The sequence below is a fragment of the Paenibacillus terreus genome (assembly GCF_042138595.1).
Taxonomy (GTDB): domain Bacteria; phylum Bacillota; class Bacilli; order Paenibacillales; family Paenibacillaceae; genus Paenibacillus; species Paenibacillus terreus.
Map to the genome: position 1 here is coordinate 807,771 of NZ_JBHIRX010000001.1, position 26,537 is coordinate 834,307.

At 51.1% G+C, this 26,537-nt stretch carries 23 protein-coding genes; 20 read left to right on the forward strand and 3 right to left on the reverse strand.

Translation table 11 applies throughout. The features are described from left to right. Positions 1–22: 22 nt before the first annotated feature. The gene (locus tag ACE5KN_RS03705; RefSeq protein WP_375525237.1) at positions 23–907 is read left to right on the forward strand and encodes a LysR family transcriptional regulator; all 885 of its coding nucleotides are present in this window, start codon (positions 23–25) and stop codon (positions 905–907) included. An 85-nt stretch (positions 908–992) separates the two neighbouring features. On the opposite strand, the gene ACE5KN_RS03710 is transcribed toward ACE5KN_RS03705, so the two are convergent. Then, positions 993–2,213, reverse strand: a complete 1,221-nt coding sequence (locus ACE5KN_RS03710; protein WP_375525238.1) for a nitrate/nitrite transporter — start codon at positions 2,211–2,213, stop codon at positions 993–995. Between the two features lie 444 nt (positions 2,214–2,657). On the opposite strand from ACE5KN_RS03710, the gene nirB reads away from it, so the two are divergent. From nirB to ACE5KN_RS03725, 3 genes are all read left to right on the forward strand, one after another. Then, the gene (gene nirB, locus ACE5KN_RS03715) at positions 2,658–4,790 is read left to right on the forward strand and encodes a nitrite reductase large subunit NirB (RefSeq protein ID WP_375525239.1); all 2,133 of its coding nucleotides are present in this window, start codon (positions 2,658–2,660) and stop codon (positions 4,788–4,790) included. A 38-nt stretch (positions 4,791–4,828) separates the two neighbouring features. Further along, complete coding sequence (gene nasC, locus ACE5KN_RS03720) at positions 4,829–6,961, forward strand: assimilatory nitrate reductase catalytic subunit NasC (RefSeq protein ID WP_375525240.1); 2,133 nt, start codon at positions 4,829–4,831, stop codon at positions 6,959–6,961. 136 nt (positions 6,962–7,097) lie between these two features. Continuing rightward, positions 7,098–8,417, forward strand: a complete 1,320-nt coding sequence (locus ACE5KN_RS03725; protein WP_375533034.1) for a VTT domain-containing protein — start codon at positions 7,098–7,100, stop codon at positions 8,415–8,417. Between the two features lie 490 nt (positions 8,418–8,907). Here ACE5KN_RS03725 and ACE5KN_RS03730 read toward each other — a convergent pair whose 3' ends face one another. Continuing rightward, positions 8,908–9,756, reverse strand: coding sequence for an aldo/keto reductase (locus ACE5KN_RS03730; protein WP_375525242.1), 849 nt, complete (start codon positions 9,754–9,756; stop codon positions 8,908–8,910). An 859-nt stretch (positions 9,757–10,615) separates the two neighbouring features. Here ACE5KN_RS03730 and ACE5KN_RS03735 point away from each other — a divergent pair. From ACE5KN_RS03735 to ACE5KN_RS03760, 6 genes are all read left to right on the forward strand, one after another. After that, the gene (locus ACE5KN_RS03735) at positions 10,616–10,936 is read left to right on the forward strand and encodes a hypothetical protein (RefSeq protein WP_375525243.1); all 321 of its coding nucleotides are present in this window, start codon (positions 10,616–10,618) and stop codon (positions 10,934–10,936) included. Further along, positions 10,905–11,762 carry a membrane protein insertase YidC gene (gene yidC / locus ACE5KN_RS03740; protein WP_375525244.1) on the forward strand — a complete coding sequence of 286 codons (858 nt, stop codon included), beginning with the start codon at positions 10,905–10,907 and terminating at the stop codon, positions 11,760–11,762. Before ACE5KN_RS03735 ends, yidC begins: the two co-directional genes overlap by 32 nt. 175 nt (positions 11,763–11,937) lie before the next feature. Continuing rightward, complete coding sequence (locus tag ACE5KN_RS03745) at positions 11,938–12,387, forward strand: GNAT family N-acetyltransferase (protein ID WP_375525245.1); 450 nt, start codon at positions 11,938–11,940, stop codon at positions 12,385–12,387. Between the two features lie 155 nt (positions 12,388–12,542). Next, positions 12,543–12,824 carry an HPr family phosphocarrier protein gene (locus ACE5KN_RS03750; protein ID WP_375525246.1) on the forward strand — a complete coding sequence of 94 codons (282 nt, stop codon included), beginning with the start codon at positions 12,543–12,545 and terminating at the stop codon, positions 12,822–12,824. Positions 12,825–13,071: 247 nt separating this feature from the next. Further along, positions 13,072–13,788: a class I SAM-dependent methyltransferase gene (locus ACE5KN_RS03755; RefSeq protein ID WP_375525247.1), complete on the forward strand. Its 717-nt coding sequence runs from the start codon at positions 13,072–13,074 to the stop codon at positions 13,786–13,788. Between the two features lie 46 nt (positions 13,789–13,834). Beyond that, positions 13,835–14,908 (forward strand): M42 family metallopeptidase, encoded by a 1,074-nt coding sequence (locus ACE5KN_RS03760; protein ID WP_375525248.1) that lies wholly within the window; start codon positions 13,835–13,837, stop codon positions 14,906–14,908. A 10-nt stretch (positions 14,909–14,918) separates the two neighbouring features. On the opposite strand, the gene ACE5KN_RS03765 is transcribed toward ACE5KN_RS03760, so the two are convergent. Next, complete coding sequence (locus ACE5KN_RS03765) at positions 14,919–15,152, reverse strand: hypothetical protein (RefSeq protein WP_375525249.1); 234 nt, start codon at positions 15,150–15,152, stop codon at positions 14,919–14,921. Between the two features lie 257 nt (positions 15,153–15,409). On the opposite strand from ACE5KN_RS03765, the gene ACE5KN_RS03770 reads away from it, so the two are divergent. The 10 genes from ACE5KN_RS03770 to ACE5KN_RS03815 all read left to right on the forward strand — a co-directional run bounded on the left by ACE5KN_RS03770 (position 15,410) and on the right by ACE5KN_RS03815 (position 26,525). Then, a complete protein-coding gene (locus ACE5KN_RS03770; protein WP_375525250.1) occupies positions 15,410–18,280 on the forward strand; it encodes a Na+/H+ antiporter subunit A in 2,871 nt (956 codons plus the stop codon). A 2-nt stretch (positions 18,281–18,282) separates the two neighbouring features. After that, the gene (locus ACE5KN_RS03775) at positions 18,283–18,621 is read left to right on the forward strand and encodes a Na(+)/H(+) antiporter subunit C (protein WP_375525251.1); all 339 of its coding nucleotides are present in this window, start codon (positions 18,283–18,285) and stop codon (positions 18,619–18,621) included. After that, entirely contained in the window at positions 18,614–20,110 is a 1,497-nt protein-coding gene (locus ACE5KN_RS03780; protein WP_375525252.1) for a Na+/H+ antiporter subunit D, read from the forward strand. The genes ACE5KN_RS03775 and ACE5KN_RS03780 overlap by 8 nt, the downstream gene beginning before the upstream one ends. A 5-nt stretch (positions 20,111–20,115) precedes the next feature. Continuing rightward, the gene (locus ACE5KN_RS03785; protein WP_375525253.1) at positions 20,116–20,595 is read left to right on the forward strand and encodes a Na+/H+ antiporter subunit E; all 480 of its coding nucleotides are present in this window, start codon (positions 20,116–20,118) and stop codon (positions 20,593–20,595) included. Beyond that, the gene (locus ACE5KN_RS03790) at positions 20,592–20,885 is read left to right on the forward strand and encodes a Na(+)/H(+) antiporter subunit F1 (protein ID WP_375525254.1); all 294 of its coding nucleotides are present in this window, start codon (positions 20,592–20,594) and stop codon (positions 20,883–20,885) included. Before ACE5KN_RS03785 ends, ACE5KN_RS03790 begins: the two co-directional genes overlap by 4 nt. Beyond that, complete coding sequence (gene mnhG / locus ACE5KN_RS03795; protein WP_375525286.1) at positions 20,869–21,234, forward strand: monovalent cation/H(+) antiporter subunit G; 366 nt, start codon at positions 20,869–20,871, stop codon at positions 21,232–21,234. The genes ACE5KN_RS03790 and mnhG overlap by 17 nt, the downstream gene beginning before the upstream one ends. 569 nt (positions 21,235–21,803) lie before the next feature. Next, positions 21,804–22,706, forward strand: coding sequence for a transposase (locus ACE5KN_RS03800; RefSeq protein WP_375525255.1), 903 nt, complete (start codon positions 21,804–21,806; stop codon positions 22,704–22,706). A 764-nt stretch (positions 22,707–23,470) separates the two neighbouring features. Continuing rightward, on the forward strand, positions 23,471–23,899 hold the full coding sequence (locus ACE5KN_RS03805) for a GNAT family N-acetyltransferase (RefSeq protein ID WP_375525256.1): 429 nt from the start codon (positions 23,471–23,473) through the stop codon (positions 23,897–23,899). 205 nt (positions 23,900–24,104) lie between these two features. Continuing rightward, positions 24,105–25,076: a DUF1861 family protein gene (locus ACE5KN_RS03810; RefSeq protein WP_375525257.1), complete on the forward strand. Its 972-nt coding sequence runs from the start codon at positions 24,105–24,107 to the stop codon at positions 25,074–25,076. A gap of 288 nt (positions 25,077–25,364) precedes the next feature. Then, positions 25,365–26,525, forward strand: a complete 1,161-nt coding sequence (locus ACE5KN_RS03815) for a glycosyltransferase (RefSeq protein ID WP_375525258.1) — start codon at positions 25,365–25,367, stop codon at positions 26,523–26,525. Positions 26,526–26,537 lie beyond the last annotated feature (12 nt).

Consider the following 26,537-nt stretch of genomic DNA (forward strand, 5'->3'; position numbering starts at 1 on the left):
ATGGTTCTGAAAGGAGTACACTATGGAAAGCGGGGATTTGAAAATATTTCAGGCGGTAGCCCGTGAAGGCAACATTACCAGGGCCGCGGCACTCTTAGGTTATGTGCAATCCAATGTTACGGCAAGAATCCGCCAGCTCGAATCCGAACTGAACACCCCACTCTTTTACCGGCAGAGCCGTGGGGTCGCACTAACCTCCGCGGGGAGCAATCTGCTGAAATACGCGGATCAAATCACGCATTTGCTGGAGGAAGCAGTTAAATCAACCCAATATTCGGAGGAGCCCTCTGGTCCGCTGCGGATTGGCTCGCTGGAAACGACGGCTGCAGTGCATCTGCCGGGTATCATGCTTGATTATCACAAGCAATATCCCGAGGTCAAGCTGTCGCTCGTTACGGGCCATACTTCGAAGATGGTCGAAAGCTTATTGAATTACGAATTGGATGCCTCTTTTATCAGCGGACCGCTTGAGCATCCTGAGCTGGAGGCGATATGCGCGTTCAGGGAGGAACTTGTGCTAGTCTCCGAACCCACTGATGAAAACTTGGAGCAGCTTCTGGAAAGACCGTTTCTGTTTTTTGGCGTGGGCTGTGCCCACCGGGAACGACTGGAGCAATGGCTTCGCGAGGAGAAGGTGACCCCATTGAATATTATGGAATTTGGCACCCTGGAGGCGATTATAGGCGGGGTGGCGGCGGGGCTTGGCGTTTCGCTCCTGACACGCTCTTCTGTTCGGGAATGGGAGAAGGCCGGCAAAGTGCAGTGCTTTCCGATCCCGGAGCACTACCGTAGATCCAGCATTTATTTTGCATACCGTAAAAATGCCTTCCGCACCAGCGCGTTTAACCGGTTTATGGAGTTGATCGAGCGGCGCGCCGACGAGCAGATCCAACAAGTCTGTTCATAAAATGTAACAAGGCCCTTTTCACTTCATAGAGGAAGGGAAAGGGCCTTGCTACTCTTTTTACATTTAAAATGATAATGATGGTATCTTAGGAAATCGCTTTGCCTGTATTTGCTGTAGAGACGCGCAGCCAGGTGTTTTTCCACTTTATGTGCATTACAATGATCAGGGTGAGTGCTGCCGCAACGATCAGGCTCACCGTGATAAAGCCGGGAGCATAGGAGCCGGTCGTTTTATACAGATTGCCGAGAATGAGCGGCAGGGCATAACCACCGAGTCCGCCGGCGGCGCCGACGATGCCGGTCATCAGGCCGATCTCATTGCCGAAGCGCTGCGGCACGAGCTGGAACACGGCGCCGTTGCCTGCGCCAAGGCACATCATCCCGGCGAACAGGAGAACGATTACGACAGGCAGCGGCGGCAGCAGGGCCACACAGGCCAGCATGATTCCCGCTCCTGCATACAGGAAGGTCAGCATACGGGCTCCGCCGATTTTATCGGATAAAAAGCCGCCCACAGGTCTGAAGAAGCTGCCCGCAATTACGCAGATCGTTGTGATATCCGCAGCCTGTACGGCAGCAAGCCCGTATTGGCTGTTGAAGAAGATCGTCAGATAGTTGGAGAGTCCGACAAAACCGCCGAAGGTTACACAGTACAGCCCACAGAATACCCATGCGTCCTTCTGGCTGAGAATTCCTGCATAGGCAGACAGTTTCTTGGGCTCCGGACGATTCGGGCTGTTACGGGCAAACAAAGAAAACACGACAAATACGATGGCGATAGGAATAATAGCGAGTCCAAAAACGATTTCCCAGCTGCCGAAATGCTGTGCCAGACGGTTGGCGAACAAAGTGGCCAGCACAGTGCCGCTGTTGCCCGCTCCGGCAATGCCCATGGCCAGACCTTGATGCTCTTTCGGATACCATTGACCAGCAAGCGGCAGAGCGGCTGCGAAAGATGCTCCCGCCACGCCGAGCAGCAGTGCCACAATGTAAAGCTGATCCAGGGAATCTACCCACATCCAGCCGAGCAGCAGTGGGAGCAGCGTTACGATCATGCCGATCTGTCCGGTCAGCTTTGGCCCGATATAGTCGGACAAAAAGCCGAACAGCAATCTGAGGATCGATCCGCCGAGCACCGGAAGGGCGACCAGCTGTGCTTTCTGCACAGGGTCCATGGGAATATCCGCCGCGATCACGACGGCCAGGGGGCCGATCATGCCCCAGATCATAAAGCTAATGTCAAAATAGAGGAATGCTCCCAACAGGGTGGGCTTATGCCCGGATTGCAAAAATCCTTTTTTCTCCATCCTTGATTTCTCTCCCTTTTGTTTTTTTTGTCTCCTATTCTCTGGGTGAATCCAAAAAAAGGCCGCAATCCGTCCTTGAAAGAACGATTTGCGGCCTCTTTGCCGTAGCCGGGAACACGTCTTTGTGTCCAAGCTGATGATTTGTTTTCACAGCATTGTGAATTTGATTCAAATTATAAAAAGCGGCAAAACAAATGTCAATATAGATAACACAAAAATTTGAATAATTAAAAAAGTAGTTTGATTCCATTAAAATATGTCATTATTATTGACATAAATGCTTTCATCGAATACGCTGGTTCTATGAGCTGTCACAATGAGGTGACGGTATTATCCGGCAATGGAGCCCTTTTTCTATTTACATTAGGAAAAGGGCTTTTTCTGTCTTCTGGCAGATGTATATAAAGAGAACGGGTCTTGATCCCTGAAAAGGAGAGGATTAGGTTGAGAGAAAGACTGGTTGTCATCGGCAACGGGATGGCAGGGATCAAATGTGTGGAGGAAATTCTGAAGCTTGACCCCGAAAGGTTTGATATCACCATTTTCGGAGAGGAGCCGCATCCGAACTATAACCGCATTATGCTTTCCAAAATGCTCAGGGGCGATGTAGCATTTGATGACATCGTTCTGAATGATTGGTCCTGGTACAAAGAAAACGGCATTACGCTTCATGCGGGAGTACGGATCATTCGCATCGATCCAGCCGGCCGCTTCGTATTTGCAGCCGATGGCAGCAAGGTGCCCTATGATGTGCTGGTGCTGGCTACCGGCTCCTCGGCTTTCATTCCGCCTATCTCTGGTGCGGACAAGGAAGGGGTCATGGCGTTTCGCACGATGGAAGACTGCGAGACGATGATCCAAAGCACAGGCAGCTGCCGCAAGGCGGTGGTAATCGGCGGGGGTCTGCTGGGGCTGGAAGCGGCACGTGGCCTGCTCCATCTTGGCATGGAGGCGCAGGTGATTCATAACGCGCCTTATCTTATGAACCGTCAGCTGGATGTTATGGCGGCAGGCCTGCTGCAGGCTGAGCTTGAGCGGCAGGGTATGGTGTTTCATCTCAGCAAAAATACGGTCAAAATCACGGGCCGGAAACGCGCAAAAGGATTGCGTTTTGCTGATGGTAGTACATTGGAGGCCGATCTGATCATTATGGCGGTTGGCATTCAGCCCAACATTGAACTGGCAAAGGACTGCGGCCTGCGCACGAACCGGGCGGTTGTTGTTGATGACTATCTTGCCGCCAGCATTCCGGGAATTTATGCTGTCGGGGAATGCGCCGAGCATCGGGGCATTGCTTACGGGCTGGTGGCGCCGTTATTCGAGCAGGCCAGAGTGCTGGCGAAGGTGCTATGCGGCAGGGAGACGGGTCCCTACACCGGGTCCGTTCCATATTCACAATTAAAGGTATCCGGTGTTGATGTGTTTTCGGCAGGAGATATCGGCGACCGTGGTGTTATTACAGCGATTCAGCAGTATGACGGAATCCGCAAAACCTACAAAAAAGTGACGATAGCCAACGGCAGAGCCGCCGGAGCCATTCTGTACGGGGATATCTCCGAGGCTCCGGCTCTTCTGAAAGCGGTCCAGCTTGGTGAAGAGGTCACGAAGCTTGCGCTTTCCGACAGCACTGAAAATCCAATGGAAGCCGCAGCCGCAGCGATGGCGGAGCAGGAGACAGTATGCGCCTGCAATGCGGTGACGAAGCAAACTATTCTGCAGGCCGTTACCAGAGACGGTCATAAGACGGAAGAAGAAGTAAGGAAGCACACGAAGGCTTCCTCCTCTTGCGGCAGCTGCAGGCCAATGGTTCAAGCCTTGATCCAGCTTGCGGCATCGGGAAAGGCTGTGGCCGGAACAACGGAGGAGCCTGCGGCTGCCGAAAAGGTACCGGTATGCGGCTGCACGTCGCTGGAGCATGCTGAGCTCAAACAGGCTGTAAGCGGGATGTCTGCTTTTTCTCCTGAAGAAGTATTTGCTCAATTGGGATGGCAGCAGAAAGAAGGCTGTGAGGTATGCAGACCTGCAGTCCATTATTATCTGGCTTTGCAGAAGTATTCTACAGAATCGTATGAACCTCATTCATCCCCTGCCTATGGCAGCGTGGACCCGTCAAGGATCACTTTTGTTCATGATGGGCCCATGGAACAAGGTTTTGGCGGCGAAGGCTGTGCAGGTTTGGCGGCGGAGCTGAAGCTGAGATGGGACGGCTTGAGTCTGCCCGCCCCGATTACAGCAGCGGTAGCAGAAGGTACCGTTTCGCCTGCCGCGGTTTTGATCCGCGATCTCGGGCTGGCGGCATGTCCAGCGGGCTGGGAGGTATATGCGGGGGGCAGAGGAGGACGTCCTGTGCGGGAAGCTCAGCTGATTGGGTTGAGCGAGACGGAGGAGCACGCCGCCGATTTGGCAACTGCCTGCCTGCAGCTGTACCGCAAGGAAGCCTGGTATGAGGAGCCCTTGTGGAAGTGGCTGGAGCGCGCAGGTCTTCTTTCGGTAAGAGAAGCTCTGTATGACCCTGTGAGGCAAAAGAGTCTGCTGGCGGAGCTGCAGGATTGGCCACAGCCGGTTGAAACGGTATAAACGATAGAGCAAAAGATAGAACGGGAGGGAGAAAAGGAATGAACGAGTTGACGACAGGGGCTGCTGCTGTTCAGGAGCCTGATGAAACATGGAATAAGGTGCTGCATACTCAGTGTCCTTTTTGCAGTGTGCAGTGCAAAGCGCAAATCCGAATGGAAACAGCTTCTTCCGGGGCTGTCACATATACCGTTGAAGGAGTTCCCAATGCGGCATCCGGCGGGAGATTGTGTGTCAAGGGACTGAACGCCCACCAGCATGGGCTCCATAGTGAACGGCTGCTGCAGCCCTTCATAAGAAAAGAAGGAAAGCTGGAGCCCGCAACCTGGGAGGAAGCGCTGCAAGTGATCGTGGAACGCTTCACCGAGGGGATGGCAGCGTATGGTTCCGACTCCATCGGGGTGTACGGCGGCGGGTCGCTGACCAATGAAACGGCTTATTTGCTTGGCAAATTTGCCAGGATTGGCATCGGAACGAGATACATCGACTATAACGGACGTTTCTGTATGTCGGCGGCTGCGTCGGCGGGCAGCAAGACCTTTGGCATCGACCGCGGGCTGACCTGCAGGCTGGCCGATATTCCCCTGGCCCGCTGCATTATTTTGGCAGGCACCAATATCGCGGAGTGTCAGCCAACTTTAATGCCTTATTTTAATGAAGCGAAGGAAAAAGGTGCTTTCATTATTGTCATCGATCCGCGGGTTACGGCAACGGCCAAAATGGCGGACCTGCATCTGCAGATCAGACCCGGGACGGACATGATGCTGGCGGATGCCATGCTGAAGATCATGGTTGATGAAGGGTGGATCGATGAGAGATTTATTCGAGAACGGACGAACGGTTATGAAGAATTGCGGTCTCGTATGCAGACGGTCGACTTGGTGGAGACAGCACGGCTATGCGGGATCGAAGAGGAGCTGATTCGCAAGGCCGCATCCGCCTACGGACAGGCGGAGACCGGTATTATTTTCACAGCAAGGGGCGTGGAGCAGCAGACGGATGGGCATTTGGCGGTCAGGGCATTTCTGAATCTGGTGCTGGCAAGCGGCAAAATCGGCCGGGAAGGCTGCGGCTATGGTGCGGTCACAGGTCAGGGCAATGGCCAGGGCGGCAGGGAGCATGGGCAGAAAGCAGACCAGCTGCCTGGCTACAGATCCATTGAAAATGAGTCAGATCGAGCCTATGTGGCTTCTGTGTGGGGGGTGGCTCCGGAAGACATTCCCGGTAAAGGTGTATCCGCGTATGAAATGATGGAGCTGATGCATCAGGGAGAAATCAGAACACTTTTCCTGATGGGCTCCAATCCCATCGTATCCAATCCGAATGTAAATCTGGTCAAGGAAGCGCTGGAAAAGCTGGATTTTCTGGTGGTGGCGGATATGCTGCTCTCCGAAACAGCTCGTTTGGCGGACATTGTGCTTCCGGTTACGTCTTATCTGGAGAACACGGGCACACTCACGAACCTGGAAGGAAGAGTGCTGCTGCGGGAGGCAGCCCTGCCGGCGCCGGGGGAGGCGCGCCAGGATTGGCGCATCCTGTGCGACATTGCGGAACGGCTTGGAAAAGGGCAGCTATTTTCCTATGCATCTGCTGAAGACATCTTCGAGGAATTAAGAGTGGCAAGCAAAGGCGGGGCTGCGGACTATTACGGGATCACGTACGACAGGCTGCGCAGAGAGGAGGGCATTTATTGGCCTTGTCCTTCAACGGATCATCCCGGTACGCCGTTTATGTTCTCCGCAGCATTCGCCCATCCCGACAGGAAAGCCGTATTCACATCCCTGCAAAATCCCGTCACCAAGGAAAGGGTCAGTAAGGATTATCCCTTGATTCTGACGAACGGCAGGGTGCTGGCCCATTATCTCACTGGCGTACAGACCAGAAGAAGCCCTGCGCTCGCGGCAAGGTCAGAGGCCAATTTCGCGGAAATCCATCCGGACACGGCCCGCCGTTACCGGGTTGAAGACGGCCAGTGGATCGAGATTGAATCGGAACGGGGCAGCTTCTCTGTCCGCAGCCGCATCTCCGGCAACATCCGCAAGGACACCATCTTCGTCCCGATGCATTGGGGCGGCGTGCAGAATGTAAACCTTGCAACAACTCCCGCGCTGGATCCATTCTGCAAAATGCCTGGTTTTAAGGTGGCCGCAGTGCGAATAAAACAGGTATATTAATCATCAGCATAAAGAGTCTTCTCATTCGGGAGGACTTTTTTTCTTTAATTACAATTTTCACGGTATAAGGTAATGAACAGGTTAATAAAGTATGAGCTTCATTATATACGAACAGAATAATTTTGACTTTTATAAAATGGAAGTTCTGCTCATCGAAGCTTTTCTGCAGGAGGTAATCACATTTATGGCTCACGAAATGCAGCTTTTGCTGGATCAGTACGGATATTACGTCTTGGGAATTGGCCTAATGCTTGAGCTGCTTGCATTGCCCTTGCCGGGCGAGGTCATCATGACCTATAGCGGTCTGATGGTTTTTCATGGAGAGGAAAATTGGATCGTAAGCATCCTCGTAGCCGCACTTGGCGCTTCTGCAGGCATTACGATTTCTTATTGGATAGGATACAAGCTCGGCCAGCCCTTTTTCATTAAATACGGCTCCAAAATCCACCTGGGACCGGACAAGCTGGAGCGAACCTCCCAATGGTTCAAACGATACGGCAACAAGCTGCTGATTATCGCTTATTTTCTTCCCGTAGTCCGGCATATCACCGGTTATTTTTCCGGTTCCATACGCATGCCTTTTAGAATTTTCAGTATTTACGCTTATACGGGGGCTTTATTGTGGACGGGCACCTTTATCTCCCTTGGCAAAATTCTTGGGCCCAAATGGGAAGAGTACCATCCTGTAATCACCAGATATTTGATTATTGCGGCTGTTGGCGGGATTGTCATTTTCATCATCTTTTATGTCTATAAAAAGCACCGCAAACAGCTGTATCTGTGGACTGTTCAGTGGCTGCAAAAGGCGGTTGCCGCCTTTCACTCGCTCGGCCGGGTTAAATTTCTCATTCTGGCTTCCTTTGCGGCATTTCTTTTGCTGTTTATTTTGATGGCAGGCTTGGTTCAGGATTTTCTGGCTCATGAGTTCGCCCTTTTTGACACCATCACAGCCTATATTGTTCACGCGATATTCGATAAGAGTTGGAGCGAGTGGATGAACCGTTTTGCATACCTGGCCTCGTTTCAAGTGCTTGCAGCAGCGGCGGTGCTTGCATTGATCCGGGTTATCGTAAAAGGGAAAGACCGGCTGCTGGAAGGTACGTTTCTGCTCTTTGCAATGGCCGGAGGCGAGGTGTGGGAGGGGCTGCTGAAAGTTCTATTCCACCGAGTGGGCCCCGGCGGCCTGATGAATACTTTTCCAAGTGAACAGGCTTCCTCGGCAGTAATTATCTGGGGCTTTGCGGCCTATCTTATTTTCAGGCATATGGGAATAACATGGGCTAAATTGGTGGCTTTTGTGCTTGTATTGGCCGCCGCATTTCTGGTGGGACTCAGCAGTGTCTATTTCAACGTTCAATACCCGAGCGACGTGGCGGCAGGATACGTCTTTGGCGGTGTCTGGCTCAGCCTGAATATCGTTCTGCTGGAAATATTCCGGCTGTTGAAGCAAAGGTGAAGGAAGATCCAAACGTGGGGCTTCACTGCGAAAAATGCCGAAAAGGCGTGTTGAAGTTTCCAAACGCCTTTTTACCATTTTCTTCGATTTCTATTTAAGTGCAGCGGGAAGCTTCCGAATTTGCGTTTGCCCTGTCATCGGAAAAGTCCTTTATGAGTGATATCAGCAGAAAATAAAGTATTAGACTTGCGTTGGCGTTAAGCTAAACGGGCTAAAAGAGCACGGTGGATTCCATTCAACGAGCGTGATTCTCATGTAGTGGCGCAGCGGTGAGTTCGCGTTCTTATGGCGCCGGATTTAATGTCGGCATGAGACAGGAAAAGAAGTCATGGTAGTCTACGAACGAAACATCATGTCGAAGACTAGGATCTTCACCTTAATGATAGAGTATTTCAGCAGATCCTATAATTAATAAACAACTTAGAAATGCGATACAAACTTTGCTAGAAGAGTTGGTTTCCTCGCTAACTCTCCTTTAATATTACCGTGATTAGAAATTAACATTGTCAGGGTCCATACCAAAACGCTTATTTTGATTTAATGCGTCAATTTTCTCCATGTCTTCAACACTCAGTTCAAAATCAAACAAATCCGCATTCTCTATGATACGCGACTCTCGGAATGACCTGGGAATTGTGATTACATCATTTTGTAAATCCCACCGTAAAACCACCTGTGCAGGCGTCTTGCCATACTTATCCGCGAGTCCTTTCAACAATGGCACATCCAACTTACCCTGCATCAGTGGACTCCACGCCTCCATCTGAATGTTCTGCTCCTTACAATAAGCGTGCAGTTCCTTCTGTGTGAGGTACGGATGGTACTCAACTTGATTCACCATAGGGCGAACTTCTGCGACTGAGAGTATATCCTCAATATGATGCACTTGGAAGTTACTCAGACCAATTGCACGTACGTAGCCATCCTTGTACAGTTTCTCAAGAGCCTTCCAAGTATCTTTGTATTTTCCCTTAACAGGCCAGTGAATCAGATACAAATCCACATACTCGAAGCCGAGACTCTTGCGACTCGCTTCAAACGCTTGAAGAGTTGACTCATAACCTTGATCCGCATTCCAAACCTTTGTCGTCACAAAGATATCTTCACGCTTGACGTCCGACTTGGCAATGGCTCTGCCGACACCCTCCTCGTTTCCATAAATACCCAGTGTGTTCATAAACGCAGCGGTATCAATTAGGCGATATCCAGCCTTGAGTGCAAATGTTACAGCATTCTCGACCTCTTCGCCGTCCTCCCTTTGCCACACGCCTAAACCGAACCATGGCATCTTAACGCCGTTATGTAGAGTTGTCGTGTCGGTCAAATTTTTAGCAGCCATATAAACACCTCCCAATGATGATCGCTACATCGAGTGTAGTATAGAAAACAACTGAATAGCAGTCAAGTTTGTGCGACCCAAGCGTCGTTGCGGTTAAGGTTGTTAACGTACTGCCGGAGCTGAATGACCCGGTAAATGGGTTAGCAATGATCGAACATGCAAGCGACTCACCGTGACATAATTAGGTTAATGGATAAGCTAATCATTTGATCCAACAATTATATGAACGAATAGGGAGCGATGGAGTAGACAACTTGTTCAGCTGTCTTTCTTAATTCAAAGAAGATAAGATTATGGTCAAAAAACCTCATTACGCTACGTAAAGTCGCCTTTCTTTCCAAGGGTATATGCGCGTTCCCTTACTCTCGCCAGTCTGCAAATTAAAATGGAAACTTCAATTTTTCGGTTCACAGGGTCGTATGAACACATATATTCATCGGTTTCCGAAGCTTTCCATTTGATTTTGCCGCTCGCTGCATCGATAGCCGCAAATTTCAGGTCAGCGGTTACGTACAAGGGAGGTGCCTTCCGTACTTAAAGGACTCAGAAGAAGAGTACAAGCCACACATGCGGCGGTCATGGGACGTGTCCATCCAACCATACGATCTACCTCCATAATGTAAATTTATGTATATGGATTAGACGTGATTCTTCTCCATAAGTTGTACAGCAGGCGAAAGAATGATTATGCCAAGCTCGTAGTAAAGGAATATGTGACGTGGTGAATATACTCAAAAATCCGAAGTAGCTACGGAACAAATCCAAAAATACAGTGAAGGTTTGGACATTCTGTTAACGCCTTAGGTGTTTGCAGGAATAAGTGGTACAATAGGAGCAGCAAAGAAAGGAGGTGAATCCCTTGTTTTTGTTTGAGCTGCAGGAGCTGGTTCCCTTTATTTTTACCATCGGTTTGATTTGTACGGTCAGCTACGCCTGCATTGCCCATCTCTACTGCGGTGTCACTGAATATTGGGTGGAAGGCGGCGGCTGGATCGCTCAGGATATGCTTCCGCTCATTTCTGTGGAAGGGCGTCCGATTTCCTTCATATTATGCCGGGCTGTCCGCCGCAAGGAATCCCCCGATGAGGACACATCGGACTGCCGCCTCCCGTTGATCGCCATCAGAAGAATCAACAGGGAGGATATACATGGAGAAGATCAAGGGATTCACCGGCTTTAAGAAGAACGGAAGATTAATAGGTATTGTTGCAGCGGTGCTTGCTGTGCTGCTGCTTTCAGGATGCGGTACCGGCATGTCGGAAATCAATGCGCAGACACCGGGCTTCTTTAATCATTATGTCGTATTTCCGCTGTCCTATCTGCTAGTGCATATTGCGGGCTGGTTTGGCGGAAGCTTTGGCATGGCTGTGATCATTTTGACGCTGGCCGTCCGTCTGCTGCTGCTGCCGCTGATGATGCGCCAGGCCCGTTCCCAGCAGGCCATGAAGCGAGTCATGAACAGCATGCAGCCGGAGCTGGATGAATTGAAGCGCAAATACGAGAAAAAGAAAGACCGTGACAGCCAACAGAAGATGCAGCAGGAAATGATGGCGCTGTACAAGAAGCATAATTTCAATCCTTTGAACATCGGCTGTCTGCCGTTATTGATTCAGCTCCCGATTTTATCGGGCATGTATACGGCGATCCGTTTTACACCGGATCTTGCGGCTCATTCCTTCGGCTGGTTTCAATTGGGAAAGCCGGATCCGATTCTTGCGGTGCTGGTCGCCTGTATTTATTTGCTGCAGTCCAAAGTATCCCAAATGAGCATGACGCCCGAGCAGCGCAAGCAGTTTGCCATTATGGGATACCTGTCACCCATTATGATGGCAGTGTTTTCGTTCAGCGCACCGGCTGCAATGCCGCTGTACTGGACGGTGAGCGGCACATTCCTGCTGCTGCAGACGCTCTTGTTCAGGAAGCTTTACCCGTCGGATACAGCGGAAAAGTCAACTGATGTTAAACTCAATGATGCCAAATCCAAGGTTAAAACGGTTAAAGGTTAAAATATAATAAGAATGAGGCTGCATTTTCAGGCACAATGTGTCGTGCTTGAAAATCAGCCTCTTTTGCTATGAATCCGCTCATTCTCTTGACCTTTCAAGCAGCACGATTATTATAATAGGAGATTACATCAGTTTCTTGACTATCACTACAAAGAATCGGCAGGGAGGACCGGCGATGAACGTAATTGTGGAACGTGTGGAGTGGGGGTCGCCCGAATATGAGCAAGGACTGGAATTAAGGGACCGTGTGCTGAGAAAGCCGCTCGGACTCAGCATTCAGAATGATCCTACCCATGTGGAGAACGTGGATATTCATATTCGTGCGGTTGCGGATGGACATACGGCAGGTGTGCTCCTTCTGAGAAAGCTGGATGACAGCCGGCTGCAAATGAAGCAGGTGGCCGTAGACGCGGCCGTGCAGGGGCAAAGCATCGGGAGAAAAATGGTCGAGTTTGCCGAACAGACAGCCCTGGAGCTGGGATTTACCGCAATCCTGCTGCATGCCCGCCTGACGGCGGTGCCTTTTTACGAAAAGCTTGGTTATGTCAAAGAGGGGGATTTGTTTACAGAGGTAGGGATTCCCCATTTTCATATGATTAAGGATTTACGGGGGCAAGAGAAATAATTGTTCAAGTAAATTCCAAATGTCGTATACTTCCAACAACCCGCCAATGTTATAATAATTTGGAATACATAACCAAGGGGCAGGTTTAATTGGGGCTCTTTTTTGTCGATATATTATAGTAGAGCCAGAACCGTATATGAAGGAGATAACCCACGATGAGAGTACACGAATTTGCCGTTAAGGAACAGCTGAGCCGGGAGCAGCTTGTCCATATTTCGACGGAGGCCTCCCGCTTTTCTTCAACGATTACAATAACTTACAGCATTGGCGAGTCGGAGCATCGAATCGATGTAAAGAGCTTGCTGGGCATGATGCTGATGATTGTCGTTCCCGGTTCAACGATACGGATGACGGCAGCAGGGGAAGACGATCTGGAGGCACTGGAATATCTGATCCCGATGCTTGAAGGCAGCGGACAATACCTGACTACAGATTAACTGTATAAATCAAGGCCAATACGGCCCGAACACCAACACCCCTTTAAGTTAACAGACAAAAGTTATCCCTGACACGGACTTTTGGTTGTGGAATGAAGGGGGTTTATTTTTTGCATAATGAGCCTGGGCAAAACTATAATGGAAAATAATCGGGAGAAAGGAGATTGAATGAACACACTGCCGCACCGGAATTGGTTATTACTAATAAAGACGAAGCGCAACAAACCGTATCCGGGAGGAATGCGATATGCAACAAGCCGACTTCGAGAAGGCCCGCAAGGCGGAAGCGAGCTATCATGATGAGCTGTACAGCGAAAATGATATTTTGGAGCCTGGGACGTGGATGGCAAAGCCGGTACCTGTCGTAATGGAGATGCTGGAAAGGCTGCTGCGGTTTAAGAGCAGGCTGGAGGTGCTGGATCTGGGGTGCGGAGCAGGAAGGAATGCCATTCCCGTCGCGCTGAGGCTTCGACATACCGGAAGCACAGTTACCGGCCTGGACCTGCTGGATGAAGCGGTAGAAAAGCTGCGGGAAAATGCACAGAAGTATAAAGTCGAGGATATGATCCGGGTTGAAAAGGGGGATGCGGAGCATACCCAGCTCTCTGATGGCAAATATGATTACATTATTGCTTGCGGATGTCTGGAACATGTATCCTCCGAACAGGCTCTCATCAATGTGCTGGAACGGATGAAGGCTGGCACTGCGCCGGGAGGGATACACTGCATTACGATGAATACCGGAATCGAGGAAATCGAAGCAGATTCCGGCCGCAAGCTCAAGCCGCTGATCGAGCTCAACCTGCCAACGGACAGAGCATTAACTTTATTCCGTCAGGCATACGAAGACTGGAATGTACTGGCGCAATCCAGCGTGCTGCAGTCCATCCCTGAAGAAAAATATGATAAGCCGACCCAGTTCAGGGCCTGTTCCGTTTTATTTGCTGTCCAAAAGACAAGCTGACTGCGGGCGGTTTGCCTTTAACTTAATATATACAGGAGGCATGACAATGGACGAAATGACCAAGATGATGAAGGAGCTGACGGAAACGGACGGAGTTCCGGGCTTTGAAGGAAATGTTAAGGATAAAATGCTGGAGTATCTGCAGCCGCTGACAGAAGAGATCGTTAAGGACCGTCTGGGCAGCGTGTTGGGGAAAAAGACGGGAGATGCTGCCGGGCCGAAGGTGCTTTTGGCCGGACATCTGGATGAGATTGGCTTTCTGGTGACCGCCATTACGCCGAAGGGCTTCCTGCGCTTCCAGCAGCTTGGCGGCTGGTGGCCGCATTCGGTGCTTTCCCAACGGGTGAAGGTAAAGACGCGCAAAGGAGATTACATAGGCATTGTCGGCTCCAAGCCGCCGCACATTCTGGACAAGGCCGAGCGGGAGAAAGTGGTTCCGCTTAAGAACATGTACATTGATATCGGAGCGAAGGATGCGGAGGATGCCAAAGCGATGGGCGTTCGTCCGGGGGACTGGGTTGTGCCCGTATCCGAATTTACAACTATGCGTAATGATGAGCTGTGGGTCGGAAAAGCGCTCGATAACCGCGCAGGCTGCGCGCTGGCTGTAGAAGTGTTGAAAAGGCTGCAAAATGACAGCCATCCTAACATTATCTATGCCGGGGCTACGGTACAGGAAGAAGTGGGACTGCGCGGTGCCGTAACGGTGGCTAATGCGGTTCAGCCTGATATCGCTTTTGCCCTGGACGTGGGTGTAGCCTACGATACGCCGGGAAATGAGTCCCAGCATACGGTGTCCAATGTCGGAGAAGGGCCGCTCGTGCTGCTGTATGACGCCACCATGATTCCTCATGCCGGACTGCGTGACCTGGTGATGGATACGGCCGAGGAGCTGGGAATCCCGGTTCAGGTTGATGTTATGCCAGGCGGCGGAACGGATGGCGGCAAATTTCATATCAGCGGCACCGGTTGTCCAACCTTGTCCGTCGGCTTTCCGGTGCGGTACATCCACTCTCATAATGGAGTGATGTCCAAGCAGGACTTTGATCAGGCTGCGGCACTGCTGACAGCAGTCATCAAGAAGCTCGACCGTGACAAAGTAAATGAATTATTTGGCTAGAATAAGGGATTCATTCTTCGGACATGCGGCGGATTTTGATATATTCGCGCGGCCTGAAGTGAGCAGGGGAAGATGGAACAGCATTTCCGTCCGGTGTTGATTTAATTTCGTAATGGTCTGTTATGGTTGAATTGCTCTTGGCAAGATGAGCTTGCATACGGTAGTTCAGCAAAGCTCCGAACAGGATCAGCAAAGCGAACAGAGCGGCACAAATAAATAAGTTGCGTTTCGGCAGGGGAATCACTCCTTATTATTATTAAGCATCAGATTTCCCTGCTTTGATGCATTTTTATACGTTAAACGTCCGCTGTTTTGACACAAAATACAAAATCATGTATACTTATTGCTAATTGCGAACAGAAAATAGCATATGCTTTAAACCGGAGGAGCCTGCCAACAGCGGGCTCTTTTTGCGTTTTTTTTGGAAATTTGGGTCGAAATGATGAGATTTATGGAAAAGCTGTTTTTAGTCGCAAATGTTTTTAAGAGGAGGAGAGAAACTTGTCTTTGCTGCATGCAGCCATCCTGCTGCCCTTCATCTTTGCCGCAGCCATTCCGCTTGCGCAGCGGCTGGCTCGCCGCGTGCATGCCGGCTGGTTCGTTCTTCCGGTCCCGGTCCTGCTGTTTGCGTATTTTCTAAGCCGTCTGCCTGAAATGCAAAATGGCGGGCAGGGTAGCTCGGTCCTGCCGTGGATGCCGTCGCTGGGAGTCGACTTTATCGTCAGGCTGGACGGTCTGAGTCTGCTATTTGCCCTGCTCATTAGCGGGATCGGCTCTCTGGTAGTTCTGTATTCATTATTTTATCTGGATAAGAACAAAGAAGCGGTTCATCGCTTTTACGTGTACCTGCTCATGTTTATGGGTGCCATGCTGGGTGTGGTCTTGTCCGACAACCTGATGGTTCTGTACGGCTTCTGGGAGCTGACGAGCGTATCGTCGTTTCTGCTGATCGCCTTTTGGCACCGCAGGGAAAGATCGTTATACGGAGCCTTGAAGTCCATGCTGATTACGGTGTTCGGCGGGCTTGCCTTGTTCAGCGGCTTTATTTTGCTCTATGTCATGACCGGAACGTTTAGTGTTAGCGAGATTATGGGTCAGGCGTGGGGGTTGGCGGATCAACCGCTGCTCGTGCCTGCCATGCTGCTGATTCTGATCGGCGCATTCACGAAATCTGCCCAGTTTCCGTTTCATATCTGGCTGCCGGATGCGATGGAAGCACCGACGCCGGTCAGCGCTTATCTGCATTCCGCGACGATGGTGAAGGCGGGCATTTATCTGGTTGCCCGCTTAAGCCCACTGTTTGCCGGTTTGGCAGGCTGGTTCTGGCTTGTAACCGGGTTTGGGCTGGTGACCCTCATCTATGCCTCTTACCGGGCGCTAAAGCAGACCGATTTGAAAGCCATGCTGGCTTTCTCCACCGTCAGTCAGCTCGGCTTGATTATGAGCTTGCTGGGCATCGGTTCTGCCGCGGCGTTTTATACGGGAGAGGAAGCTCTCTTTTATACCAAGGCAACAACAGCCGCCATCTTTCACCTGATCAATCATGCGGTATTTAAAGGTGCTCTGTTCATGGTGGTCGGCAATGTGGATCATGAAGCAGGCACGAGGGATATCCGTAAGCTCGGCGGGCTGATGTCGCTTATGCCAGTGACCTTCACGGTCGCTCTGATCGGTACATTTTCCATGGCAGGACTGCCGCCGTTTAACGGTTTTCTCAGTAAAGAAATGTTCTTTACCGGTGTGCTGAGCGTCATGGAATTGGATGTATGGAATTTGCAGGCCTGGGGGGCGCTTATCCCTGTTGTCGCCTGGATTGCCAGCATTTTTACGTTCGTGTACAGCATGCTGCTTGTGTTCAAGACGTTTACAGGCAAGCAGAAACCGGAAGCACTGGAGCGGAAGCCTCATGAAGCGCCTCTCGGCATGCTGATCCCGCCTGTAGTGCTTGGTTCGCTCGCCGTTGTATTCGGTCTGTTCCCGAATTTGCTGTCCCAGTCGCTGATTGAGCCGGCCATGTCAGCCATTCATCCGGCTGTGCTTGCAGCCGGTGAATCATTTCATGTGCATATTTCCTTCTGGCACGGCTGGACGATGGAGATATTCATGACGATCGGGGTGGTGCTGCTTGGCATCGTGCTGTACAGGCTGCATGGAAGGGCACGTGTGCTACACCAGCCGCTTACTGGGCGAGTCAGCATCAATCAGGTCTATGATTCGGGCTTGAAGCTGCTGGATAAAGGTGCGCTTAAAGTAACGAGGACTTATATGACCGGGTCTGTCCGTCACTATCTGCTGTATATTTTTTCGTTTATGATCGCTGCTTTGGTGATCGCATTCTACGCGGCGGACGGGATAAGCCTCAATATGGAGGGCTATGCCCCGATGTCGTTTTACGAAGCTGTTGTGCTGCTTGTGCTTGTGCTGGCGACACTGGCGGTTCCGTTCGCCACATCACGCGTCACCTCTATTATTTTGACGGGCGCCGTCGGCTATGCGGTCTCACTGTTCTTTGTCGTATTCCGGGCACCGGATCTGGCGTTGACCCAGATTATCGTTGAGACGGTATCGGTTGCGCTGTTTCTGCTCTGCTTCTATCATCTGCCCAAGCTGCGCAGGGACCGGTCGTCCCTGAAGTTCAGGCTGCCGAATCTGGTGATCTCCATCGGAGTCGGGGCAGTTATGACCCTGATCGCTCTTGCAGCCAGCGGCAGCCGGGCTTTCGATTCCATTTCGGATTTCTTCCTGGCCGAAAGTTATAACCTGGCAGGTGGGCGCAATGTCGTCAATGTCATTCTCGTTGATTTCAGGGGATTTGATACGCTGCTGGAGATTATGGTGCTCGGCATCGCATCTTTGGCGATCTTTGCTTTGGCAAGACTTAGCTTGGATGCAGATGCGGATGGATTACAGTCACAAAATAAGCGCCCCGGCGCAGGCATGTATCTTGCCAGAAGCAATGACGTGATTCTCCGGACAGCAGCCAGAACAGGCGTTGTATATATCGTGATGACGTTTGCATTATACCTGTTTTTTGCGGGACATCATGAGCCGGGAGGGGGTTTCATCGGTGCACTGATGACTTCCGGAGGACTGGTGCTGATGCTGATGGCCTTCGGAATGAAGACGGTGAACAGGCTTATTCCGATTGATTTTAAAAAGCTGATTGCCACCGGTCTTTCAGTTGCCCTCTTGACAGGCATCGGCTCCTTTGTGTTTCAGGCTCCGTTTCTGACGCATACATTCGGATATTTTCAGCTTCCGCTGCTGGGTAAAACGGAACTGGCTACGGCCGTGCTGTTTGATCTCGGTGTATATCTGGCCGTCATCGGCGTCACGATGAATATTTTGTATACGATTGTGAGGGATGAGTAGGCATGGAATTGTATATGGCTTTGGCCATCGGCGTGTTATTTTCCGTAGGAGTATATATGATCCTCTCCAGAAGCCTGCTGCGGGTCATTCTTGGCACATCCCTGCTGACCCATGGCGTTCATCTGCTGCTGCTCACGATGTCGCGGCTGAAGACAGGTGCGCCTCCGCTGCTCGGGGAAGAAGCGCAGTCCTATGTGGATCCGCTGCCACAGGCGCTTATTCTAACCTCCATTGTCATCAGCTTTGGCGTGACATCCTTTTTCTTCGTGCTGGCCTACAAGGGCTATCGGAAGCTGGGGACGGACAGCATGGATCAGCTTGGGGAGGAAGATCATGAATAATCTGCTTGTTTTGCCGCTTTTGATTCCTTTGTGTACGGCGGTTGTACTTGTATTTCTTAAAAATAGCGTTTCAGCCCAGCGGATCATCAGCACCGTCAGTGTCTTGTTAAATGTGATTGTTGGGGCTGTCATCGTACAGCAGGTTCGCGAGCAGGGGATTCAGACACTTCATATGGGGGGCTGGATGCCGCCGTATGGCATTGTGTTTGTGGCGGATATGTTCGCGGCTCTGCTTGTGCTGACGTCGGCGGTTGTCAGTGCTGCTTGTCTGTTTTACGCCTTCGGCACGATAGGAGAGCCGCGCGAGAAGCATTATTTTTATCCGTTTTTTCAATTCCTGCTTGCCGGAGTGAACGGTTCTTTTCTAACCGGGGATATCTTCAACCTGTTTGTCTGCTTCGAAGTGATGCTGATCGCTTCTTATGCGCTGCTCGTTCTGGGAGGAACGAAGGTGCAGATCCGGGAGACCTTGAAATATATACTCGTCAATATTGTGTCGTCCACCCTGTTCGTCGCTTCGGTTGCTTATTTGTATGGCGTGGTAGGCACTCTGAACATGGCGGACCTGAGTCTGCGCATTTCAGAAACAGGGCAGGGAGGAATCCTGTCCGTCATTGCGATCCTGTTTCTGATCGTGTTTGGTTTGAAGGCTGGTCTGTTCCTGTTTTTCTGGCTGCCGGGCTCGTACAGCGCTCCGCCGCCAGCAGTTGCGGCATTGTTCGGGGCACTGCTGACCAAGGTGGGCTTGTACGCCATCATTCGTACATTTACGCTCATTTTTCTGCAGCAGCTCTTTGATATTCAAAGCTGGATCGGCTGGATGGCGGCGGGCACGATGATTCTGGGTGGCATCGGAGCCGTTGCTTACGGGGATATCCGGCGCATCCTGAATTACAATGTCATCATCGGTGTCGGTTTTATCGCATTCGGTGCGGCCGTCGGAAACGGAGACGCCATGAACGGTGCTGTGTATTACCTGGTCCATGACATGATTGCCAAAGCGCTGATGTTTTTCCTTGGCGGCATGATCATTGCGGCTGCGGGTACGGATAAGCCGAGTGCAATGGGCGGTATGATCAAGCGTTATCCTGCCGTAGGCTGGATGTTTCTCATTGTGGCGCTGGCGCTTGTCGGCATTCCGCCGCTCAGCGGTTTTCCCGGCAAGCTGTTGATCGTGCGTGGCGGTCTGGGGGAAGGAGAGTACTGGTTGACAGCTATAGGCGTTGCTTCCAGCCTCATCGTGCTTTATTCCCTGATCCGTGTGTTCATGAAGGCGTTCTGGGGAGAGGAGAAGAATACCGCTCCTGACGCCGGGAATGATCCCAAAACCAGAATTTCGTGGAAGCTGGCCTGTATCCCGTCCGTTTTCCTGCTGCTGATCGTCTTTATTCTGGGCTTCGCTTCGGAGGGGATCTATTCATACGTTTCCCAGGCGGGAGAGGTGCTGGTGCAGCCGGCCCTTTATATTGAAGCCGTATTAAAGGAGTAGTTGAGATGGCCTATCAAATTGGATTGAATATTGCAATTGCGCTGGTATGGACCTTTCTCCACGATGAATGGTCGGCTTCACAGCTTGTGGTGGGGTATCTGATCGGCATGGTGCTCATATGGGCGATTTACCGCGTGCGTCCGGACAGGTTTTATATGAAAAAGACATTGGCGATTATTTATTTGCTGCTGCTGTTTCTGAAGGAGCTGTGGGTGTCCAGTCTGGCGGTTGTCCGGCAAATTCTCCGTCCCAAGCTGAACATTCGTCCCGGCATTTTCGCCATGACCACGGAGCTGGAGACGGATTTTGAAATTACTCTGCTTTCCTGCCTGATCTGTCTGACTCCCGGCACGCTGACGCTGGAGGTGGGGCATGACGGACGGACGCTTTATATCCATGCCATGGATATCGAGGATGCGGATGAATTATCCCGCCAGATCAAAAGCACATTTGAAAAGGCAATTATGGAGGTGACGAGAGCATGATGCACGGACTGCTCATTGCTTCGCTGGCTATCATGTCGCTGGCAGCGCTTGGCTGCCTGCTGCGGCTGCTGATGGGGCCTTCCATGGCGGACAGAATCACCGCGCTGGATACGATCGGCATTATCATCCTGTCTATGATCGCCGTGCTCAGCATGCTGCTGGAGACGAAGGCTTTCATGGATATCATTCTTCTTTTGGGCATTTTGACGTTTATCGGAACGACCGCTTTTGCCAGATATATAGAAAGGGGTGTGGTGATTGAACGTGGAGATGATGATCAACATCGCTGAATGGATTTGCGGAATCATTGTGCTGGCCGGTTCGTTGTTTACAGCGCTCAGCGCCTTTGGGTTGCTGCGGCTGCCTGACGCGTATTTGCGGTCCCATGCCGCCACGAAGAGTGCCACGCTTGGCGTGCTGCTGGTGCTGTTGGGAGCGTTCCTTTACTTTTGGCTTTATTTGGATCATGTGAGCGTCAAGCTGCTGCTGGGCATTCTGTTTGTGTTTATCACCGGCCCCGTGGCAGGCCATTTGAACGGCAGAGCCGCCTATCGTTCCGGCGTTTCGCTCTGGGAGCAGAGTGTGCAGGACGACCTTAAAAAGGCGCATGCCGAAGAGAAAGCCAAGAGCAAAGCATAAAGAAGAACATATTTCGATGTACATTCAAAGAAGACAGACCGCGTTTAGCGGAAGTTTTTCTTGCGATTATAGAATTGTTCAGCTCCGCTGAAAACTTATAACTCAGCTTTCGCAGCATGAAATCGGCAAACAGGCCTTGATGTGACTGGCAAGACGGAGATCTACTGCTGGAGTTGACGTTGAATCAAAGCAGACACTTTTTTCTAGCTTTTTTGGAAGAAGGGGATTCGGCCCACTCAGAGTCTAGTATCCAGAATGAGACGGGTGTCTATAGAGTATGGTGTTTGGTATTTGGTGTCTGGTGTGTCTGGTGTCTGGGTCTAGTGTCCGTTGGCTGATGCCTGTTGCCTGTTGCCTGTTGCCTCTTCATACAGCTTTGCATGATTATCCCGTTTGCTCAGAATGCGGGGGTTGGGGTTTGGGGGACTAGGGGAAGGAATAAAGAGAAAAGAGATACGAAAAAAAGAGGCAGCTTTAGTGGGATGTTCGGCTTGAAACAGGAACATATGTTTGGTATAATGATAAAAAGAACATATGTTCTTATTTTGTTGATTCGGGGGCGAGCAGACATGGAAGTCCAAGCGGAAACAGAACTTCAATCCTTTAGCAGTTGTTATCACAACGAGCAGGACTGCATGAAGGCATTGATCGCGATGAAGTGGCCGAACGGCTTCGTCTGCCCGCGTTGCGCTTACACCCGCTGCAGTCGTCTGACTTCCCGGCGCATTCCCCTGTTCGAGTGCACCAGGTGTGCGCATCAAACGTCGGCTTTGGTCGGTACGATTTTTGAACGAACCCATCTCCCCTTGACCAAGTGGTTCCAGGCGCTGGAATTGTTCCTGCTGCCCGACGGCATCTCGGCGATGCGGCTGAGCCAGGTGATCCAGGTCACCTACAAGACCGCCTGGTTAGTGCTGCAAAAAATCCGCCATGCCGTCGGGGAGTTCGATGCCCGGGAGCTGCTCTGCGGAGACGTGAAGGTGAACAGCGACCTGTATGGGCGTAATCCGACCCGGCCACAGTTTCCTCATCCGTATGCTTCGGCAGTCGTAGCGGGATGCACGGTCACGGAGTCGGGCGAGCCGGAGCGGGTCAAAATCCGTCTGGTGCCGCAGATGAGGGGAGATGGGAACGGAGCGAATCGACTCGAACTCGCTGCGTTTATCCATGAACAGGTAGATGTTCGTGGATCGGTGGTACAGTCGTTCCCTCAAGCCTTTCGGCTGTATAGACCCTTGCGGAAAGTCGTGAGCGAGGCGTGGGAATCGCTGAAGCGTACGTATATAGCCTTGGGTCCGAAGCATCTGCAGGCATACCTCAACGAGTACACCGTACGTCGCCGACTGCGCCTGCCCGGAGCGGAAGAATCGATGTGGCAGAAGTTGTTGTACATGGGCGTGGCGATTCCGGCGATCCCTTACCGCCGATTGATCGCGCGCCAACCGGTTCAGCTTCTTGCGGCTGCTTCCTGATCACAGGGCTTGAACGAGGAAAGGTGAGCATGAAGTGCGTGGCTTGAACGGTGTGGGTTAGGATGAACGAGGAGATCGGAAAAATTCAGGTTCAAGCGGCAACGAGGGCCAGGGTCTTTTATTTTTTCAGGACTTTGCTCCGCTCCCTCCTTCTCTCTCGGTCGGTTTCACATCACCTAAATGCTCTGCTTTCTGCAAAGATCACCTCATAATCTCGAACCGATCTGCTTTCTCCTAAGATCACCTCATGATCTTGAGCCGATCTGCTTCTCCATAAGGCACGATCCCAAAATAATAGACCCATTCGATTGTCCTGAATAGCGTAAAAACAGGCATTTTCGCGCCTCATTTGATCCGTTATTTTCTTTAACGCGCCTAAAGTATATTTTCGGTTCCCGGTTTTCTGTTTTTCTTTACCTGATCCAACGGGATAATCGTGCAAGGCTTTCGGGCAGCAAGTTCACATGCCTTGCCACGATCGACGGGCGGCTTGACTGTCAAGCCTTAACTTTCGCAGCATGAAACTGGCAAACTTGAAAGGAGGGGATTCGAATTCCTCAGAACCCAGCCAGAAGCTACAAAGGTTTAAGTGGATTTAGACTCTGCGAAAGTTGAGTTATAAATTCTATAATCAATCTTAAAACATCTGATTTCTGCACCCGTTCAGGGTGCTTTTTTCGTCACCTTTCTTGCGGTTTACGCAATACTGAACCATAGTGTATAACATTGAGTATACAAGAACTGTCAGGAAAGGAGCTGCAGTCATGAGGTTGATCGAATACCGTAACGGCACAGCATCCATAGTGGAAGTTAAGCAACTGCTGTCCTATGCAGCAGGGTCATCAAGCGAGAGGCTTAACCAGATTCTGGATAAAGTATACTCCGGCCCTAATACGAAACTGTATGTTATGACAGATAACAATATGGTGTTAGGGATTATTGGCTCTAAACGGTCAGAAGATTCCGCTGAAATTCTCCATCTGGCTGTGGATACACATAAACGCAGGCAAGGGATTGGTCGGAATATGGTCGATGAATGGATGGCCTTGGAGTGGCCGGTAGAAGTGACTGCCAAAACGGATCATGATGCGGTTGGTTTTTACCGAAAATACGGATTCATCATTCACTCCCTTGGTGAAAAGTATCCTGGTGTGGAGCGTTTTCTGTGCAGGTTTATCCCCCAGTCTCGCTGAATCGTTGACCAAAATAAGCCTGAAAAGCCGGATTTCTGTACATATTTTCCGAAAATTATATTAGACGTGCTCTTTTTCAGGAAATGTCTTATTTACTTGTCTAGGCTCGAACATCCACGACTTGATTTCAAGAAGTGAATTCAAAATAATGATAGCGTATTTCAAAATGTGAATGAACAATCAGAGTGGAAGGAGAAAACCGTCAATGGATTTTTCCAGGCGCAAGCTGATAACCTGTGAGGTGCTGTTGGAGGAGATGAATATCAAGGAACTGCCGGTGCTTGCACGCGGCAAGCTGTCTTTCGGCGGGATCGGGGAGCGGGATGTATACAATATCACAGCCCCATTTCTGGATGAAGGCAGGCGAGTGCTGGCCGGCAGGGTGGAGGCAAGGGATAACGAGGATTCGGAGATTATGTTCTTTACCGAGCAGGACGGGATATGGAGACCGCAGGAGGGTGCACCGGTGTTCAGGCTGCAGGATCCGTTTTTTACCCATGTCGACGGAGAGCTTGTACTCGGCGGGGTTCAGATTTACCCTAATCCTGAACAGCCTGGTGAGCTTAAATGGCGTACCTTAATGTATAAAGGGCCATGCCTTGCGAAGCTGCGGCTGTTCTTTACCGGACCGGCCGGCATGAAGGATATCCGACTTGTTCAGCTTCCGGGCGGAGATATTGCCGTGTTCACCCGGCCGCAGGGGAAGAAAGGAGGGCGCGGCAAAATCGGATTTATACGCGTCGGCGGTCTGGAGCAGCTGTCGGCACAGCTGGTGCAGGATGCCCCACTGCTGGAAGAGCAGTTCGCCGAAGGAGAATGGGGAGGAGTCAATGAAGCGATGGTGCTGACCAACGGTTTGGTCGGAGTGCTGGGCCATATCGCCAGATTCGACGAGGATGGGAACCGGAATTACTATCCCATGGTGTTCGCGCTGAATCCGGATACGGGAGAGCATTCGGAAATTGAGATCATTGCTGTCCGGGATGACTTTATTCCGGGGCCGGCCAAGCGGAAGGACCTGGCAAATGTCGTATTCAGCGGCGGAATCGTCCGCAAAGCGGATGGTACGGCGGATTTATATGCGGGTACAGGGGACGCGGAGGCGCAATGGATTCGTATTCCCGACCCGTTTCTCAAATATGAGCAAGAGACCAACAGAAACAGAAAGAATAAATGAAAATGGGTTCAAAAGTACTGGAAAATTGCTGCAAAAAAGCGGATTTCAGAAAAATTTGCGGCAAAATCCTGATTGAACAAATAAGCGGCTCTGGGTTATTTGTATTATTAGCAGTCATCTATGAAGAGTGCTAATATGCTGAGGAGGGTGAGCCATGAGAAGCAAAATGCTTGCTGCGTCATACCATTCCCGTCAGTATCAAAGGAAGCTAAGGCTTAGACTGAGGCGAGTGCTTCGTCGCAACCTGATCATTTAGATTGAACAAGATGAAAAGGAGGCTGCAGCTTTATGACTAGAATTGCTTATGTTGGTACCTATATTCCACAGAAATGCGGTATAGCCACTTATACCCATCATTTAAGACAGAGCATCCGGGGTGCAAAGGGCTGGAAGGGCATCGATCCGGTCATCGCCGTGAAACCGGCGGGCACGCTGCATGAAATGTCCGACCCCGTCATCTTGGAGATGGAAAAGGAAGACCGGGCCGCTTACCGGAAACTGGCTGAACGAATGAACCAAAGCGACGTATCCGTCGTTTCCCTGCAGCATGAATTCGGGATTTTCGGCGGGGAAGCGGGCAGCTACATTCTGGATTTTGTCGAGCATCTGGAAAAGCCGCTTGCCGTCACCTTCCATACCGTATTTGAGGAGCCGCAGGAACCTTATAAGTCGATCCAGAAGCGGATTGCCGAGCGCAGTGATCTGATTCTTGTCATGAACCGGGTCGCGGGGGAATTTCTGCATAAGGCCTACGGGGTGCCATTAGACAAAATCAAAAATGTGCCGCACGGCACTCCCGAACCGGTTCCGGGAAAAAGAAACAGCGTCAGAACGGATATGGGCTGGACTGACAGACAGGTGGTGATGTCGTTCGGACTGCTAAGCCGGGGCAAAGGGCTGGAAACGGTTCTCCACGCGCTGCCTGATGCTGTACGCAGGGTGCCGAACTTGCTGTACGCCATTGTGGGGCAGACACATCCCGAGGTGAAGAAGCACGAAGGTGAGTCATACCGCGAGGAGCTGAAGGACTTGATCCATCGGCTGGGACTCGAAAACAATACGGTCATGATCGACCGCTACGTTGAAGAAGAAGAACTGGTTGGACTTCTCTTAGCATGTGATTTATATGTAACACCTTATCCGGGGCTGCGGCAGATTACAAGCGGAACACTGGCCTATGCCGTGGGGCTAGGCCGGCCTGTTCTGAGTACTCCGTATGAGTATGCCAAGGATTTGCTGGCAGACCATCCGACGCTTCTGCTTCCGCCTGGTCAACCCGAGCCATGGTCGGAACGCATAGCTTCCATTCTGAACAACAAGGTGGAGCATCGCAGACTGGAGAAAGAGATGCTGAAATTGGGCACCCCAATGCACTGGAGAAAAGTAGGGCAGCTTCACCTCGAGCTGTTCTCGAAGCTGGCTCAGAACGAGCCAGTCCGCCAGGCATAACGGAGGAGGGGA